The sequence below is a fragment of the Paraglaciecola aestuariivivens genome, from assembly GCF_052983255.1.
Map to the genome: position 1 here is coordinate 140827 of NZ_JBRKBA010000006.1, position 15527 is coordinate 156353.

Sequence of the window (15527 nt, forward strand, 5' to 3'; positions counted from 1 at the left end):
CTCATAGAATTTAACTGCTGAAGCATACCACAGAGTTAAAAAGCTGTTTATCTTTGATAGCTTATACAAGGCTTTATTTCGCTTAAATTGATGGTGTATGTGGGTATTCGCAGCGAAAATCGCTAAATCAGACTTTTCTACGGCAACTTTAGTTGTTAGCTTAAGCAAAAAGGACAACAAATTTTATGAGTATGCTACGAGTTTATATTGTATTGCTAATCACTGGTCTAATGGGCTGCGCCTCTCAAGCTCCAGTGCAAATAACCCAATGGCCAATAGTCTTTGATGAAGAGCGCAAACGCTTATCTTTAGACTATTTGCGTACGCGTTACGGCATAGTGCAAAGTGAACCCAGCATTCAACCCAAAATGGTAGTAGTGCATTGGACAGTGGTTCCCACTTTAGAAAAAACTTTTGAGGTGTTTAACCCTGCGGTATTGCCTTCGAGTCGTGAAAATATCAATGCAGCCAGTGCCTTAAATGTGTCGGCCCACTTTTTAGTGGATCGCGACGGCAGCATTTATCAATTACTGCCAACTACAACTTTTGCACGCCATACTATAGGGTTAAATCACAGCGCAATTGGCATAGAAAACATTGCAGACGGTAAAGCCTTACCCTTAACTCAGGCACAGATCCAAGCCAATATTGCGCTAATTGACTATCTTGCTGGCCAACACCAGCTAGAGTATGTGATTGGTCATCACGAATATAAACAATTTATTGGTCATGCTTTGTGGAAAGAAAAAGATCCCAATTATTTAACCGAAAAAAATGATCCTGGCGATAGCAATATGCAGCAAATTCGCGCTGGTCTTAAAAAGGCCAAAATAAAACCTGTCCCCAAACCAGCAATATAGTTGGCTGCAAGGAGCCTCCTTGGTTATTGGGTAGATTTTGTTTGTTGAGTTAATAATTCAAAGACTAAATCAATCATGTGTTTTTGTTGATTGAGGTGGTTTTCTCCAAAGCCGTCATGATCACTGCGCTCAGCTTCAATATTGATGTACCTATAACCGCGCTTTTCAGCAAGTACCGATAACGAACCATCGTCTTCAGACGGATCTGTGGCTACCTTAGGGTTTTGCCTTACCACGTTATAACCCGCTTGACGCATAGCCTCAAAGTCTTGGCTATGGGTGATAAAAAACAGATCATCTTCATCTTGTTCGGCATCATTTACCTGGATCAGATAATTTGCTCCAGATAGTAGTTTTTTGGCATAACGTTTAATCGACACATTGCCACGTCCTCCATGCCCATCACCAGTGTAACCATTGGTATTGTTATGTATGGCTACCCAGGTTTTAACCTTATCAGCTTGCATGGTTTGTAAGATAAACTCGGCCAAGTCTGCACTTCTTTTAAGGGCAAGCTGCAAATCTTTAGGCTGATTGGCTAACTGTGGATTTAAGCGCAGCAAACTTTGTTTACGCCCTAAAGGGGTAAAAATTCGATTTGGATCCACTTGATAGCTATTTTGCTGAATGGTTAAGTAAATATGGCGTTTGCCATTTTGCTTGAGCACCACAAAAATGCCGCCTTTTTGTTGAATTTGGCTAGCCACATAATCGTTGGCTATGTGCTCAGTTTGGTGCGGCGCTAAAAATGCCCAATGACTGCTTGGCTCTGATTGAGTTACTTCTAAGCGAATGTCTGGCTGTGGCGCAAAGATTAGGGTTTGACTGAGTAATAAAGCAAATAAAGACATGGCTATTCCTTAACTTACCGCGGCTTCAAGCATAGCAATGCCAGAAACCTTGGTATCTAAATGGGCCATAACGCCAATAGGAATAGTAGCGTTGTCTTCTATGTGGCCAATCATTAAACCACGCACAACCGGAATACCAAGTGGTTTTAAATGGTCGTTTAATACTTGCTCTATGCTAAGCGAATTGCCCTTAGACTCGCAGTCACTGCATTTTCCAAAGACTATGCCGGCTAATTGCTGTAAGCGCCCGGATAATTTTAAATGGGTAAACATGCCATCAATGCGGTAAGGGGCTTCGCCTACGTCTTCTAAAAACAAAATATTGCCTTGGTATGAAGGTTCGTAAGGGGTGCCAACTAATTTGACCATAAGTGATAAGTTGCCGCCAATTAGTTTGCCTTTGGCTTGTCCATGCTGAATGACACTAATACGGTTTTCGCGTTCGGCCCGACCTTCTGCCATTTCAAAAGGCGGCGGCTGGGCAATAAGGCTAGGCTGTGGCTGATAAAGTACTTGTTTAAATTGGGCAAGGGTGTAGTCAGAAAAACTTTGCGCGGCAATAGGCCCATGAAAAGTGATCATGCCGGTTTGAGTATAAATGGCGTTGAGTAAAGCAGTTACATCACTGTAACCCATAATAATTTTGGGATATTGACTGATACTGTCGAAGTCTAAATAAGGTAAAATACGCGGAGACCCATAGCCCCCACGCAGGCAAAATATGGCGTCTACTTGAGGGTCAATAAACATCTGATTGACATCTGCTGCCCGCTCTTGATCTTCACCGGCTAAATAGCCATGTCTTTGATATAAATGTTGGCCTAACTTTACCTTAAAACCAAAAGACTTAATGATGTCTATGGCAAAGGCGATATCTTGGTTTTCAGCCACATTACTGCTTGGTGCAATTAGGCCAATGGTCTGCCCAGCCTGTAAGTGTTTAGGTTTGTTTAATGTTAACTTTTTGGTCTCTGTTGCCGCCGAAGAGCGCATTACAGAAGCCAGAGTGGTTGCCATGCTTAACCGCAAAACGTCGCGCCTAGTAAACATAAATACTTGCCCTTTTTATTTTTTGATTTCTAGTAATTAACCTATCACTTTCAATGCGTTAGCCTAAAATTGTGGCTTTATCTATGCATTTGTTATTTGAATTCTACAACAAATAGATAGTTTGAATAGGGCTAAGGGTAACACAGACTTTTTTGCCCCAATCTTAACAAACACTTGCTTATAAAATGTTGAGGTCTGTTTACACTGAGCAACCAAGGTCGCTAATTTATGAGAATCTGCAGCTTGTGTTAGCATGCCTAAAACAGCGCATAAACTGTGCTTTATTAATCATCAAGTAGGGATTCAATTGATTACCAAAAACACTATTAGCTTCATTTGCAGCTTAGGGATCTTTTTAATACTTATGGCTTGTGGTGGCGAGCCAGCAAAAACCGAATCTATGCTAAGGCTAGAAGAGGCGCAACATCAGGCCCAATTATTAGTGGATAAAGCCAATGCTTTATTAAAAAACAAAGTAATGCATTCACCAAAACAGAATTTAGACTCTTTGATAATCGCAAAAAAAGTCAGTGAAGAGGCAATCAATGTATACGCCAAGGCTAATATTCGTGATTGGACCCACCCAGAGTTAACACTGCTACGTCAGAATATTCTGGCATTGCAACCTGAACTGGCGGCATATGCCATTGATTTACTGATCCAAACCACAGACAAAACCACTGCCTTAAATCAGCGCTTAGAAGAAATTAAAACTATCCCTATTGGTGGCAATAATATGGGTACAGACAAAATGGTTGAGTACTTATCCAAAAATTATAATGCTGAGATTGCCGATTGTTGTTTAGTCAGTGTTACTCGTATTAGCGAAATTTTAATGATGAGCCCAGATAAATATGCCGAGTTAATTAAATTGAGTCGTTATATTTACTTTGAATTGGGCAAGGTAGTGAGCGACCCACAAAAGGGCGTTGAGTTGCTAGCGAGATTAAACAAGCTCAAGGCATCTAACACTTAAGCATGGTTAGTTGAGTATTTGGGTGGTGTGTTTAAAATCACGTTGCCATTTAAACATAACTGTATATACTCACACCAACTGTATAGAAAAACAGGCTGTTTATGCGTCCACTAACTGCACGACAAGAAGAAGTTTTACAACTCATTAAAGACACCATGCAAGATACGGGTATGCCACCTACCCGCGCTGAAATTGCCCGTCAACTTGGTTTTAAATCGGCCAATGCTGCTGAAGAACATTTAAAAGCTTTGGCACGTAAAGGGGTGATTGAAATTTTGCCTGGTACGTCGCGTGGGATTAAATTAAATATCCCCCTTGAAGATCAATTAGAAGACTTAGGTTTGCCGTTAATTGGTCAAGTGGCGGCGGGTGAGCCTATATTGGCGCAAGAGCACATTGAAGGTCACTATCAAGTGGATCCGAGTTTATTTAAACCCAGTGCTGACTTTTTACTCAGGGTAAATGGCATGAGTATGAAAGACATTGGTATATTAGATGGTGATTTGCTTGCAGTACATCGCACCACTGATGTTCATAATGGTCAAGTTGTGGTTGCTCGGGTCGACGAAGATGTCACGGTTAAGCGCCTAGAAAAGAAAGGCCGCGAAGTATTATTGCATGCAGAAAACCCAGACTTTTCTCCGATTAAGGTCGATTTAGCTTCACAACCTTTTAATATTGAAGGTATTGCGGTTGGCGTAATTAGAAACGCTGATTGGATGTAAGCTTTTTCTATAATTCTTGTACCTCGCTTTTACGCATATAAAACGCAGAATGCTTTTACGGCTTCTGCGTTTTTTTATGTGAATTCAAACACTTCAGTTATTCGTTAAGTAAGAAATAACAAAAAAAAGCCATTATTTGCAATTTTGTGTTTAAAAAATCACCACTTGGCGGTAAGTTAAACAAAAAAGCTAGACTAGTAGCTATTAAATAAGCGACCCTTAACATCCCAGTAGCAAAAAATTACAATATTTTAACTAAATCTTAACTAAGGCGACTTAAATTTAGCCGCTTTAGCTTGTGACTTTAGAAATAATAATAAGTACGTTTGACGTATACGAGGTGCCAAGTGAAGAAAACATTGTCCAAGGCTGGAGTTATGCTATCTGCGTTGATGGCTTCACCGGTGTTTGCAGAAACACAAGCCAAAATTGATCAATATCAGCTTAATATGACCAAAGGCGTGACTGATATCAGTACTGAAGTCTACGACTTACACATGCTGATGTTTATTATTTGTGTCGTGATAGGCGCAGGTGTATTTATCGCTATGTTTGTTTCTATGTATTTTCATAGAAAATCCAGAGGGGTAAAACCTGCAAACTTCCATGAGAATGTGCAAGTTGAAATAGCTTGGACAGTGATCCCTTTTATTATTTTGATCGCCATGGCTGTACCGGCCATGAATTTGCTGATCGATATGGAAGACGCCAGCGAACCCGATTTAACTGTATTGGTAACTGGCTCTCAGTGGAAATGGCATTACAAGTATATGGATAATGACGTTGAATATTATTCAAAAATGGCCACTCAAGCTGAGCAAATCTCTGGCAAACTATCGAAAGGTAAAAATTACTTATTAGAAGTTGATCGTCCTCTAGTTATTCCTACTGGTAAAAAAGTCCGTTTTTTAATTACCTCTGATGATGTTATCCATGCTTGGTGGGTTCCGGACTTTGCGGTAAAACAAGATGCTAACCCTGGTTTTATTAACGACGCTTGGACCTTAGTAAACGAGCCCGGCATATACCGTGGCCAGTGTGCTGAGCTGTGTGGTAAAGACCACGGCTTTATGCCCATAGTGGTCATTGCTAAAGAGCAAGCAGAATACGACCAATGGATTGCCGAACAACAAGCAATTCAGCAAAGAGCCAAAGAAGAAGAACAACGTCTACTCGCTATGAATATGACTATGGCCGAAGCTATGGATTTGGGCGAAAAAGTGTATAACGCCAACTGTGCGGCATGTCACATGCCTAACGGTGAAGGTTTACCTGGTGTATTCCCAGCCCTAAAAGGCAGCCAAATCGCATTGGAAGATCAGCCTAAACACATTGATGTGATCATTAATGGTGTAACAGGTACAGCCATGCAAGCCTACGCAAAACAATTAACTATGTCTGAAATCGCCGCAGTGGTGACCTACGAGCGTAACGCTTGGGGTAATAACACTGGCGACTTGGTGCAAGCCAAAGATATTAACTCAGCCATAAACGGAAAATAGGAGAAGGTGACCATGACAGCAACAACCTCAGATTCACATCATGATGACCATCACGAGCATCACATTCCTAGCGGTATTAAGCGCTGGTTATACACAACTAACCACAAAGACATAGGTACCTTATATTTATGGTTCGCCTTTATTATGTTTTTAGTGGGCGGTGCCATGGCTATGGTCATTCGTGCTGAGTTATTTCAGCCTGGCCTGCAAATAGTTGATCCTAATTTCTTTAACCAAATGACCACAGTACATGGTTTAATCATGGTATTTGGTGCGGTTATGCCAGCCTTTACTGGTTTGGCTAACTGGCTTGTGCCTATGATGATAGGTGCGCCAGATATGGCCTTGCCACGCATGAATAACTGGAGCTTTTGGATTTTACCTTTTGCCTTTTTAATCTTGCTCTCGTCGTTATTTATGGAAGGAGGCGGCCCAGCTTTTGGTTGGACTTTCTATGCGCCTTTATCTACTACCTATAGTAATGATGGCACAGCCTTATTTGTGTTTGCCGTACATATAATGGGTGCCTCATCTATTATGGGGGCAATCAACGTAATAGTGACCATATTTAATATGCGCGCACCAGGTATGACTTGGATGAAAATGCCGTTATTCGTTTGGACTTGGTTAATTACCGCGTTCTTACTTATTGCAGTTATGCCGGTATTAGCTGGCGCAGTAACTATGGTACTAACAGATAAGTTCTTTGGTACGAGTTTCTTTGATGCCGCTGGTGGTGGTGATCCAGTGATGTTCCAGCATATTTTCTGGTTCTTTGGTCACCCAGAGGTATACATAATGATCTTGCCGGCCTTTGGCATTATTTCGCAAATTGTTCCTACATTTGCGCGCAAACCATTATTTGGTTATGCCTCTATGGTGTATGCAACTGCATCTATTGCCTTGTTGTCATTTATCGTGTGGGCACACCATATGTTTACCACAGGTATGCCAGTGGCAGCCGAGCTGTTCTTTATGTTCGCCACTATGCTGATTTCGGTACCAACAGGGGTAAAAGTGTTTAACTGGGTAGCCACTATGTGGCGCGGCTCTATGACCTTTGAAGTGCCTATGTTGTTTGCCTTAGCCTTTATTGTGCTATTTACCATAGGTGGTTTGTCAGGCTTGATGCTGGCCATTACACCAGTAGATTTCCAATACCACGATACCTACTTTGTGGTTGCTCACTTCCACTATGTATTAGTAACAGGTGCTATTTTCTCGATTATGGCGGCGGTTTATTACTGGTTACCTAAGTGGACAGGGAAAATGTTTGATATCACTTTAGCTAAATGGCATTTCTGGTGTTCATTAATTTCGGTTAACGTATTGTTCTTCCCTATGCACTTTGTAGGTTTGGCAGGTATGCCACGTCGTATTCCTGACTATGCCCTACAGTTTGCCGATTTTAATAAGTGGATCAGTATTGGCGGTTTTGCTTTTGGTTTATCGCAGTTGATCTTCTTAGCCTTGCTTATTAAAGCCTGTAAAAAACAAGGTGAGCCTGTTACTGACCAAGTATGGGAAGGAGCAGAAGGTTTAGAGTGGGAAATTCCTTCACCTGCACCTTATCACAGCTTTGAAACACCACCTGTAGTTAAGTAACAACTAAGGTAACTAGCTATGAGTGCACAAAATAATCAAGCTAAAAACAACAAGATGGTGCTGAAACTATGCGCCATTGTTGTTGGCATGTTTGGTTTTGGTTTTGCTTTAGTGCCACTTTACGATGTGTTGTGTGATGCCTTAGGTATTAATGGTAAAACCGCTGATACAGCAGCGGTTTATCAGAATGTGGAAGTAGATGAAAGCCGTTTGATTACAGTGGATTTTATCACTCGCATTAATACAGGTATGCCTTGGGAATTTAGAGCCGAAACTAGGCAAGTAAAAGTGCACCCTGGCCAAATGAGTCAGGTTAACTTTTATGTTAGAAACCCAGCCGCAACAAATATTGTAGGTCAAGCCGTACCTTCGGTTTCACCTGGGCCCGCTGCTTTATATATGAATAAAACCGAGTGTTTCTGTTTTGAACAGCAAACACTTAAAGCAGGAGAAGAAGTGTTGATGCCTATGCAGTTTTACGTCGACCCTCAACTTCCTGAAAATATTACTTATTTTACCGTGCAATATACCTTGTACAACGTTACCGCATCGGCTGATGTTGTGGCAATGAACTAAAGGTAAAGGAGAACACTATGTCAGAAAAAGAATACGAAAAATATTATGTTCCCGCTGAAAGTCCCTGGCCATTTGTGGGGGCGGTTGCGTTGTTTTTAATTGCTGTGGGGGCTGGCAATTTTGTAATTGAAAGCACTCGTGGCAAAGAAGGTTATGGTGGTTACATTCTTACCGCCGGATTAATTACTTTATTTGTAATGTTATTTGGTTGGTTTAGAAATCAAATACATGAATCTATGAGTGGCATGTATAGTGCGCAGTTAGGTCGTTCTTACCGTCAGGGTATGGCCTGGTTTATTTTTTCTGAGGTGATGTTTTTTGCCGCATTTTTTGGCGCGTTATTTTACGCACGCTTTATTTCGGTACCTTGGTTAGGCGGCGCGTCGAACAATGATATGACCGCTGAAGTGTTATGGCCTAGCTTTCAGGCAATTTGGCCTTTGGTTGAAACCCCTGGAGGTGTCACAACTGAGGCTATGCCTTGGACTGGCTTGCCACTAATTAACACCTTAATATTGTTAACTTCTTCTGTTACTTGTCACTATGCCCATGTTGCTCTTGAACAAGGAAATAGAACTAAATTAAAGTGGATGTTAGGCATAACAGTATTGTTAGGTGCCATCTTTATGGGCTTACAAGTTGAAGAATATATTCATGCCTACACTGAAATGAATTTAACATTGCAATCGGGTATTTATGGCAATACTTTCTTCTTGTTAACGGGTTTCCACGGTTTCCATGTTACTTTAGGGGCGATTATTTTGTTTGTGATGTTATTACGCATCATGAAAGGTCATTTTACTAAAGATAACCATTTTGCCTTTATGGCGGCGAGTTGGTACTGGCACTTTGTTGATGTGGTGTGGGTATTACTCTTTGCTTTTGTGTATATCTTTTAAATAAAATCAATAGGCTAGGTAAACAACCTAGCCTTATTTTTTAATAAGGGGTGGGGTTAGGATCAATTAATCCCGTCGCGACCGCAATAAGGATTAGCACCACTATCACGGCAGATGTCATCACTCTACGGCCTATAAACTTGCTCATAGAAGGTTGATTTGGATCGTTTTTGAGCATAATCATCATGGCTTTAAATAAATTGAACACCATAAATAACAATAACCCACCCACAAGAATTTTGACTAACATCGCACTTTCCTTTAAGACTACTTAATTATTATGTTTCGTTTGATTTCACGATTACCCATAGTCGCTACCATATGCACTTTTGTCTGTGTTGTCATTATGTTTGCTTTAGGAATGTGGCAATTACAACGGGCCGAAGAAAAAAGTTTAAGGCTAGCGGCTATTCACGAAGCCCAACAATCTCAGCCGCTGAGCTTAACTGAGGTGTTAGCCGCTAATTTAGAGCAGATGTTAGATATCCCAGTCTCTATACAAGGCCAAGCTCAAACCCAAAGCTTATTTTTAGTGGACAATAAAATTCATCAAGGGCGAGTGGGTTATCAAGTTTTGCTACCAATTCAAACTGCACGAGGTCTATTAGTCAGTAATTTGGGTTGGGTTTCAGCCACTAATAGTCGTGATAAATTACCTGAGATTGACTTAGGAGCATTGGCTTCAAACTTTAATGGTGTGGTATCTATACCCAGTCACAACACTATGGTCACCGAAACTGCGCTAGTTGATGGCCTATGGCCTAAGGTTATTCAACAACCCGACTTAACAGTAATACAACAGCATTTACAACAACCCATACTGCCTTTTGTGTTGTTGTTAGATCCGGACCCAACTCAGGATTTTGTCAGAAATTGGCAGCCTGTAGTAATGCCCCCAGAAAAACATTTGGGTTACGCTATGCAATGGTTTCTGTTAGCTTTTGCAGCTGTGCTGGTATTTAGTTTTGCTCAACGAAATAAAATTAGAAGGAAAAACAGTGGACACACCTAAAAAAAATAATAAATCATTAATCTTACTGTTTGTGGCAGTGTTTTTACTGCCTGTGATATTAGCCAAGTTGGCCTTAGATAATGGCTGGTTCAATCAAGCCGCCACTAACAAAGGTGAGTTGTTAGCCACGCCTTTGGATATGGCTGTGCTTAATCAGGGGCAAGCTGAGCCAAAATGGAAGTTACTTTATGTATTGCCACAAAACTGTGACCAAGCATGTGAAAACGCCTTGTATAGTATTGCACAGGTACATAGTGCGCTAGGTAAACACGCGGATAGGGCCGAAGCCTTAGTGTTAGCACACGAACTAAGTGATGCCCAGCAATTAGCCAAACTCAATCAACAAACTCAAATACGCTTGCAGATAAGCGACTCAAAAATTCTGCAACAAGTGTTTAAACAAACTAACACTGATGGTATTTTCATAGCCGATACTTTGGACAATGTGATTTTACGTTATCCATTACAGAATAATAAAGAACAGGCAGTACAGCATAGTCGCGATATTTTGGCCGACATGCGCAAAGTACTCAAACTGTCGCGTATAGGCTAGAGGAAAGTCGATGAAAAAATTGGTGCTGGTAAGTATTCTTTTAGCCATGGTGGTTATAGTTTTAGGTGCTTATACCCGTTTAACTGATGCAGGCTTAGGTTGCCCTGATTGGCCAGGTTGTTATGGACATATCAGTTTTGCAAAAACCACAGAAAACATTGAAGTTGGCCAACAAGCTTTTCCAGATCGCCCTTTTGAAGAACATAAAGCCTGGAACGAAATGATCCATAGGTACTTTGCCAGTGCTTTAGGCTTACTTATAGTCATGATCTTTGTGACCAGTTTGTTTCGTAAGGCATTTAACAAAACCGTAAAACTACCGCTTTTTTTGGTGTTTTTAGTGTGTTTTCAAGGCGCGCTAGGAATGTGGACGGTTACCTTGAATCTCTTACCTGTGGTGGTGATGGGGCATTTGCTGGGTGGCTTTAGCGTATTGTCCTGCTTATTTTTATTATACCTCAGGCTCACGCCATACCGCATACCTGGCGGCGACCCAAGACTACGCAATTACGCTAAATTTGCGGTGTTGGGCATTCTTATACTTACAGCACAAATAGCCCTAGGTGGGTGGACTTCGGCAAATTATGCCGCCTTAGCTTGTACCGAGTTACCCATATGCCAAGGTGCTTGGTATGAAAGATTAGATTTTAGTGGGGCCTTTAGTGTGCCTGAAGCTCAAAACTATGAATTTGGTGTGCATGATTATGACGAACGCATGACTATGCACATTATGCACAGAGTTGGCGCACTCATTACCTTTTTATACCTTTGTTGGTTGGGTATTCGATTATATGCCGCTGCCAGTTCAAATTTGGTTAAACAACTGGCCGTTTTAATGGTAATAGTGTTAGGGGTGCAAATTATTTTAGGAGTAAGCAATGTGGTCTTTAGTTTGCCCATTGCGGTTGCCGTTTTACATAATGCAGTAGCAGCATGTTTATTATTGGTGTTAGTGGCAATAAGCTACACCTTGTATCGAAAAATTTAGGGGACAAGTTTGAGTAAGTCAGTGGCTGCAGAGCAGCACAAAAACAAAGTAAAGTTTTGGGATATTTGCCAAGACTATTATGAAATGACTAAGCCTAAAGTGGTGTTGTTATTATTGTTAACTGCACTTGTAGGCATGTGTTTAGCAAGTGATAGCTGGATCAGTTGGCAAATATTAATTGCCGGTTTAACCGGAATAGGCTTTTTGTCATCAGCCGCCGCTGTAGTTAATCATGTTGTGGACAGACGTATAGATAGCAAAATGGCCCGCACTTTTAATCGCCCTGTGGTAAAAGGTAAAGTTTCACCTAAAAAAGCCTTAATTTTTGCGGCTGTGTTAACCCTAGTGGGTTATGTGATTTTAGAGATATGGGTCAACCGACTAACGGCCATTTTAACCTTTGCAGGCTTAGTGGGTTATGCGGTGATTTATACTATGTATCTTAAACGTGCCACCCCACAAAATATTGTGATTGGTGGTTTAGCTGGAGCCATTCCACCTTTGTTAGGATGGACCTCGGTGACAGGTGAGATCCACCCTCATGCTCTGTTATTAGTGTTAATTGTGTTTACTTGGACTCCCCCACATTTTTGGGCGTTAGCTATTCACCGCGAAAAAGACTACGCCCGTGCCGAGATCCCTATGCTGCCAGTGACGCATGGCATAGAATTTACTAAAACTTCTATTTTGTTATACACAGTATTGTTATGTGTTGTGTGTTTATTGCCCTATTTAATTGGCATGACAGGGCTGATTTATTTAATTGGTTCAACCTTATTAAATGCCGGATTTTTGTTTTACGCTTGGAAATTAAAATACACAGCCAATGAACAAACTGCCATGCAAACGTTTAAGTTTTCGATAATTCATTTAATGGTGTTATTTGTGGTCTTGTTAGCCGATCACTACTTAAGGTTTTAAACATGAATAAATTCCAGTCAGGTTTAGTGGCTTTAGTTGCCTTGATTATTGGTATAGTAGTGGCGCTAAATATTGCGCCACCTAGTACAGAACAAGAAGTGAAATACCTAAGTGTGTATCCTCAACCAAGGGCCTTACCTGAATTTAGCTTAACCGATCACAATGGCATGGAATTTACCCAGCAGCAGTTTATTGATCATTGGAGTTTAGTATTTGTGGGCTATACCTATTGCCCTGATATTTGCCCAACTACTTTGTCTGAATTACAAAGCATTTACCCACAGTTAAAAGCCATTAAGTCTCAGTACCCCATTCAAGTGGTCTTAATGTCGGTTGATCCTAAGCGCGATACTACTGAACGTTTAAACGAATACATTAACTTTTTTGATCCAGAGTTTGTGGCTATCAGTGGTGAGCATCCGCAACTATTTCCTCTAGTGCGAGCCATGGGCATGATGTATTCCATGTCTGAAAGCACCGACAAACCTAATTATTTAGTCGACCATAGTTCTTCGGTGGTGGTGATCAACCCACTAGCACAAGTGGTTGGGCGCTTTAAACCAGAGTTTGCAGCGGGTAAATTGCCTATTAGCGAAGGTAAAAAGATTTTGTCAGATATGCCAAAAGTTATAGCAAACTACTAGTTTTGCCCATTGCATGGCGATTAGACGAGCCACACAACAAGATGCTGAGCCCTTAGCTAAGTTAATTCTGGCCTCTGCCACCCATTCACTAAACATAGTCTTTAGCCTTGGCAGTGAAACTCAAGCCTTAGATTTTTTAACCTTTAGCTTAAATCACCCAGATGGGCAGTTTGGCTATCAAAATCACTGGGTGATAGAAATAGATAACCAATTGGTGGCCTGCGTCTGCGCTTGGACTAATCAATTACCCGAGTCATTCCACCAAGCCACCTTAGCAAGCTTAGTGAGCTTTTATGACCCTAGTGACCTATTAACAGTGATCCAGCGCAGTAAAGTACTGCAAGAATGCCTACCTAAGCCGACCTCAAAAGAGTGGTGTGTGGGTCATATTGCCGTTGCCCAAAGTCACAGACGTAAAGGCTTAGGCAAAAAACTAATTAAAACCATGCAACACCAAGCTCAAGCAAATAACAAATCATGCCTGAGTTTAGATGTCGAAAAATCCAATATCGATGCTGTGAAATTCTATCTAGATCAAGGGTTCAGAATAAAATCTGAGTCCAAAGTAACCATCAACATGCAAGCTCTAGGCATTGGCCAACATCTGCATTTAACTAAAGATGTAGTCGACGAGTAAATAGGTTTATTTTCAGGCTTTTCTGTCCGATGTAAATATAAGCGCAGTGCAAGTGTATGGCTTATTCTTTTTATATTTAAGGATAGTGAATAGATGTTTATGGATCACGAAAATTAACTATTCACCAATCGCATCAACCCATCCTGAGCCGCTTTGACAGAATGTACGCTTTTAGTATTAAACCATTCTAATATTTCTGTTGTGGCTTCAACTAACAAGGTGCGCATGATGATATGTCGGCTAACTAACTCATCACTTTGCTTGAGCATTCTTTCGCCATTTTTGAGTACGTTAAACATACGCTGATTAAGTTGTTTAACATCCTCATTGGCCATTTTCATTTTGTACACTTCTAAAACCGCAACAGCTAAGGCGAACCAACCGGCCATAAAAATAAAAATATTACGCAATAAATTAAGCTCCCAATGTTCAGGAAACCAATGGCTAAACAACATCGTACTTATAGACATGGTGCCAGACATAATTGCTGTGCACATAGTGACTATCGATAAAGCTGATAACCGTTGTTTTAGCTTGCTAAAACGCACCAAGGTTTTATTGAAATAACCTTTTTGATCGGCAATCCAAGACGAGGCAAGGATGTCTTGGCATCGCTGTTCATTCTGGCTGAACAGGCCTCGTTGAGGGCAATTTTTCAAGCTTGCCATTATCCAGCCAAGGTTAGACACAGTTCGCAATGTAACGTGATCATGATAATAAGCAGGTTCTTCTTGACTGGACTCATTGAGTAACCAAAAAAATTTAATACGAAAAAATTCTGATAAACAACGAAATTGCAGGTGCTTTTCATAATATTTTTTTCGTGAAGCATACATGGTCAGCATAAAGCCAATAAACAACAAACTTAAGTAACAGGCCATCAATGAAACGTGTTTAAAAAGATTGGCATTGATCAGAAAAATAGTGGCACTTAAGAGCGAAACAACTGCCATCAATCGTAAAGCAAGGGTTGATTTTTGTTGTTGCTGCATGGCTAATACGTCTGCCTGCAAATAGTGCTGATGACACTCTGACAAAGGCCCATCTTCGACCAATTTTAACGCTTCAATTTGTTGAGCATTTAAAAGCGGATAGCTTGATGCTATTTGCTTTTCACTGATCATAGATAAGCTTTTATTGTACTCATCGAGTTGTTGCAAGTCGTGGAGTTTTTCTTCTGTAAATGCATCGCAGAGCTGGACTTTTTGCGTAATCGGTTCGTTACATCGCCAATACTGCCATTCAACCTGATCTTGGTTAGTCATCAATCGCAGCATTTCTACTGTAGCGTTGCCATGCAATTTCGTAGATAAAATTTGTATGCGACTATGTTTAGGTAGAAGAAAGTTTAATTCCTCTTCGGTAAGGCTAGTTTTTTCGATACCCGCAACTGACAGTATTATGTCTGGATGTGCTTTAGTAGTGCTTGCATCAGGTTCAGAATCTTGGCTTTCTTGTTCGTCTGTAAATGCCCCAGAATTTTGTAATTCACTAAAAACCCTCACTCGACTGAGATTCTCTCCGGATAAAAGACGTAAAGAATCAAGGATTGCTGCACTTTTTGTGCAGATTGTGACGTTTAGTCTGGTATTACTATAGGTGTTACTTAAAGTTGCCAGCTTTTCTTTGATATTGTCTAAAACAGCAGGTGAAAACATCTTTTCATCTTCAATGAGCAAGCTGATGCAGATAGGAATGGTTTGTATATTTTGTGCAAAATTTGCCATA

Annotated in this window: 17 protein-coding genes; 13 read left to right on the forward strand and 4 right to left on the reverse strand. The window is 40.8% G+C overall.

Going from position 1 to position 15527, the window contains the following annotated elements:
- Positions 1-185 precede the first annotated feature (185 nt).
- Complete coding sequence (locus tag ACVCDT_RS10820) at positions 186-860, forward strand: peptidoglycan recognition protein family protein (protein WP_447132791.1); 675 nt, start codon at positions 186-188, stop codon at positions 858-860.
- Positions 861-883: 23 nt separating this feature from the next.
- On the opposite strand, the gene ACVCDT_RS10825 is transcribed toward ACVCDT_RS10820, so the two are convergent.
- Together ACVCDT_RS10825 and ACVCDT_RS10830 are read right to left on the reverse strand one after the other, a co-directional pair.
- Positions 884-1711 carry a hypothetical protein gene (locus ACVCDT_RS10825; RefSeq protein WP_447132792.1) on the reverse strand — a complete coding sequence of 276 codons (828 nt, stop codon included), beginning with the start codon at positions 1709-1711 and terminating at the stop codon, positions 884-886.
- A gap of 9 nt (positions 1712-1720) precedes the next feature.
- Positions 1721-2728 (reverse strand): S66 peptidase family protein, encoded by a 1008-nt coding sequence (locus ACVCDT_RS10830; protein ID WP_447132793.1) that lies wholly within the window; start codon positions 2726-2728, stop codon positions 1721-1723.
- Between the two features lie 286 nt (positions 2729-3014).
- Here ACVCDT_RS10830 and ACVCDT_RS10835 point away from each other — a divergent pair, with 286 nt between their 5' ends.
- From ACVCDT_RS10835 to ACVCDT_RS10860, 6 genes are all read left to right on the forward strand, one after another.
- A complete protein-coding gene (locus ACVCDT_RS10835) occupies positions 3015-3737 on the forward strand; it encodes a hypothetical protein (RefSeq protein WP_447132794.1) in 723 nt (240 codons plus the stop codon).
- A gap of 101 nt (positions 3738-3838) precedes the next feature.
- Complete coding sequence (gene lexA / locus ACVCDT_RS10840; RefSeq protein WP_447132795.1) at positions 3839-4462, forward strand: transcriptional repressor LexA; 624 nt, start codon at positions 3839-3841, stop codon at positions 4460-4462.
- Positions 4463-4854: 392 nt separating this feature from the next.
- Positions 4855-5964, forward strand: coding sequence for a cytochrome c oxidase subunit II (gene coxB, locus ACVCDT_RS10845; RefSeq protein WP_447132942.1), 1110 nt, complete (start codon positions 4855-4857; stop codon positions 5962-5964).
- A gap of 12 nt (positions 5965-5976) precedes the next feature.
- Positions 5977-7569, forward strand: a complete 1593-nt coding sequence (gene ctaD, locus ACVCDT_RS10850) for a cytochrome c oxidase subunit I (RefSeq protein ID WP_447132796.1) — start codon at positions 5977-5979, stop codon at positions 7567-7569.
- Positions 7570-7587: 18 nt separating this feature from the next.
- On the forward strand, positions 7588-8145 hold the full coding sequence (locus ACVCDT_RS10855; RefSeq protein ID WP_447132797.1) for a cytochrome c oxidase assembly protein: 558 nt from the start codon (positions 7588-7590) through the stop codon (positions 8143-8145).
- 17 nt (positions 8146-8162) lie between these two features.
- On the forward strand, positions 8163-9044 hold the full coding sequence (locus tag ACVCDT_RS10860; RefSeq protein ID WP_447132798.1) for a cytochrome c oxidase subunit 3: 882 nt from the start codon (positions 8163-8165) through the stop codon (positions 9042-9044).
- 40 nt (positions 9045-9084) lie between these two features.
- On the opposite strand, the gene ACVCDT_RS10865 is transcribed toward ACVCDT_RS10860, so the two are convergent.
- The gene (locus ACVCDT_RS10865; RefSeq protein ID WP_447132799.1) at positions 9085-9294 is read right to left on the reverse strand and encodes a DUF2909 domain-containing protein; all 210 of its coding nucleotides are present in this window, start codon (positions 9292-9294) and stop codon (positions 9085-9087) included.
- Between the two features lie 30 nt (positions 9295-9324).
- Here ACVCDT_RS10865 and ACVCDT_RS10870 point away from each other — a divergent pair, with 30 nt between their 5' ends.
- The 6 genes from ACVCDT_RS10870 to ACVCDT_RS10895 are packed head-to-tail and all read left to right on the forward strand — an operon-like array spanning position 9325 to position 13799.
- Positions 9325-10056, forward strand: a complete 732-nt coding sequence (locus ACVCDT_RS10870) for an SURF1 family protein (RefSeq protein WP_447132800.1) — start codon at positions 9325-9327, stop codon at positions 10054-10056.
- Positions 10043-10609: a redox-active disulfide-containing membrane protein gene (locus ACVCDT_RS10875; protein ID WP_447132801.1), complete on the forward strand. Its 567-nt coding sequence runs from the start codon at positions 10043-10045 to the stop codon at positions 10607-10609. The genes ACVCDT_RS10870 and ACVCDT_RS10875 overlap by 14 nt, the downstream gene beginning before the upstream one ends.
- 10 nt (positions 10610-10619) lie before the next feature.
- Positions 10620-11597: a COX15/CtaA family protein gene (locus tag ACVCDT_RS10880; RefSeq protein WP_447132802.1), complete on the forward strand. Its 978-nt coding sequence runs from the start codon at positions 10620-10622 to the stop codon at positions 11595-11597.
- Positions 11598-11606: 9 nt separating this feature from the next.
- Complete coding sequence (gene cyoE, locus ACVCDT_RS10885; RefSeq protein ID WP_447132803.1) at positions 11607-12518, forward strand: heme o synthase; 912 nt, start codon at positions 11607-11609, stop codon at positions 12516-12518.
- A 2-nt stretch (positions 12519-12520) separates the two neighbouring features.
- A complete protein-coding gene (locus ACVCDT_RS10890) occupies positions 12521-13162 on the forward strand; it encodes an SCO family protein (RefSeq protein WP_447132804.1) in 642 nt (213 codons plus the stop codon).
- Between the two features lie 13 nt (positions 13163-13175).
- On the forward strand, positions 13176-13799 hold the full coding sequence (locus ACVCDT_RS10895; protein ID WP_447132805.1) for a GNAT family N-acetyltransferase: 624 nt from the start codon (positions 13176-13178) through the stop codon (positions 13797-13799).
- 113 nt (positions 13800-13912) lie between these two features.
- Here the strand turns inward: ACVCDT_RS10895 and ACVCDT_RS10900 are convergent, their stop codons facing one another.
- Positions 13913-15526: a hypothetical protein gene (locus tag ACVCDT_RS10900; protein ID WP_447132806.1), complete on the reverse strand. Its 1614-nt coding sequence runs from the start codon at positions 15524-15526 to the stop codon at positions 13913-13915.
- Position 15527 lies beyond the last annotated feature (1 nt).

Excerpts from the sequence above, each read along its gene's own strand:
- ACVCDT_RS10820 (WP_447132791.1), top strand. The coding sequence starts at position 186 with ATGAGTATGCTACGAGTTTATATTGTATTGCTAATCACTGGTCTAATG.
- ACVCDT_RS10825 (WP_447132792.1), bottom strand. The coding sequence starts at position 1,711 with ATGTCTTTATTTGCTTTATTACTCAGTCAAACCCTAATCTTTGCGCCA.
- ACVCDT_RS10830 (WP_447132793.1), bottom strand. The coding sequence starts at position 2,728 with ATGGCAACCACTCTGGCTTCTGTAATGCGCTCTTCGGCGGCAACAGAG.
- ACVCDT_RS10835 (WP_447132794.1), top strand. The coding sequence starts at position 3,015 with ATGCCTAAAACAGCGCATAAACTGTGCTTTATTAATCATCAAGTAGGG.
- lexA (WP_447132795.1), top strand. The coding sequence starts at position 3,839 with ATGCGTCCACTAACTGCACGACAAGAAGAAGTTTTACAACTCATTAAA.
- coxB (WP_447132942.1), top strand. The coding sequence starts at position 4,855 with ATGGCTTCACCGGTGTTTGCAGAAACACAAGCCAAAATTGATCAATAT.
- ctaD (WP_447132796.1), top strand. The coding sequence starts at position 5,977 with ATGACAGCAACAACCTCAGATTCACATCATGATGACCATCACGAGCAT.
- ACVCDT_RS10855 (WP_447132797.1), top strand. The coding sequence starts at position 7,588 with ATGAGTGCACAAAATAATCAAGCTAAAAACAACAAGATGGTGCTGAAA.
- ACVCDT_RS10860 (WP_447132798.1), top strand. The coding sequence starts at position 8,163 with ATGTCAGAAAAAGAATACGAAAAATATTATGTTCCCGCTGAAAGTCCC.
- ACVCDT_RS10865 (WP_447132799.1), bottom strand. The coding sequence starts at position 9,294 with ATGTTAGTCAAAATTCTTGTGGGTGGGTTATTGTTATTTATGGTGTTC.
- ACVCDT_RS10870 (WP_447132800.1), top strand. The coding sequence starts at position 9,325 with ATGTTTCGTTTGATTTCACGATTACCCATAGTCGCTACCATATGCACT.
- ACVCDT_RS10880 (WP_447132802.1), top strand. The coding sequence starts at position 10,620 with ATGAAAAAATTGGTGCTGGTAAGTATTCTTTTAGCCATGGTGGTTATA.
- ACVCDT_RS10890 (WP_447132804.1), top strand. The coding sequence starts at position 12,521 with ATGAATAAATTCCAGTCAGGTTTAGTGGCTTTAGTTGCCTTGATTATT.
- ACVCDT_RS10895 (WP_447132805.1), top strand. The coding sequence starts at position 13,176 with ATGGCGATTAGACGAGCCACACAACAAGATGCTGAGCCCTTAGCTAAG.
- ACVCDT_RS10900 (WP_447132806.1), bottom strand. The coding sequence starts at position 15,526 with ATGGCAAATTTTGCACAAAATATACAAACCATTCCTATCTGCATCAGC.